Annotated in this window: 1 protein-coding gene; it reads right to left on the reverse strand. The window is 44.3% G+C overall.

Annotated features, from left to right (window positions below; all coding sequences use genetic code 11):
- Positions 1–1,079: mucin-binding protein (locus tag AC6UDB_RS06910; protein ID WP_500709537.1), on the reverse strand; the 1,079-nt coding region annotated here is incomplete at both ends.

Genomic DNA, 1,079 nt, shown 5'->3' on the forward strand with positions numbered 1-1,079 from the left:
CGATCATCGGAGGCTTTACTACCGTCAGCGTAGACGTAGTGCACCGTTCTCGTAATGTTCTTAGTCAAGTCATTTACACCAGTTCCATCTGGGTACTTCGGTCCAGTTGGGTTATTTGGATCAACTGGTTGTCCTGGTTGTCCCGGGTTATCTGGCGTAACCGTCTTGGTTTTGTGCTTAAAAACAACTTTGAAAGTTGGGTTGTCGGTATTAAATTCATAACCATTTGGATAGCCATCAGTGACTAATTCGTAACCTTGGGCCTCTAAGCTGGCAATTTCGTTCTTGGTTGAGTAATCAGACTTAGAACCAAACTTACCAGTTAGATTGTCAGTTGTAATAACTCGGTTGTTGTCATCTTGGTCAATGTACTGAACGTGAGCTTGCTCATCGTTAGCAGTGTATGTGACTTTAACGTCTGAATTTTTCGTATCAGCAGTGGCAGTTTCAGAACCAACAGTTGCTTGATCAGGGGTATAACCGGTAATGGATGGTGAATCAACCGAGCTAAAGACATCATTGTCAGATGTCCAAGCACCGTAAGTTATCTCACCAGTTACTTCATCAAAGGTGGCGGTTCTGTTGAACGTAACCGTTTCTACTTGGTCATCTGCGGCTTTACTGCCATCGGCGTAAACGTAGTGGATGGTTCTTGTAATGGACTTAGTCAAGTTGTCCTTGCTAGTGCCATCAGGATACTTCGGTCCAGTTGGGTTATTGGGATCAACTGGCTGACCTGGTTGTCCGGGGTTATCTGGCGTAACTTCTTTGGTCTTGTGCTTTAAGACAACTTGGAAGGTGGGATTATTGTCACCAAATTTGTAACCACTTGGGTATCCGTCGGATACCAATTCGTAGCCTTGTGCTTCGTAACCGGCAATCCGATCCGCAGTACTGTAATCAGATTGACTACCGAACTTTCCGTTTAAGTTATCAGTTACTAGAACTTTATTGCCATTATCTTGGTCAATGTATTCAACGTGAGCCTGTTCTTCATTGGCGGTGTAGACAACGGTATGAACATCGTCTTTTCCTTCAGCAGCATCACCCGTTACACTAGCTTGACTTGGTGTGTAACC

The organism is Fructilactobacillus sp. X3R2C1, assembly GCF_059901235.1.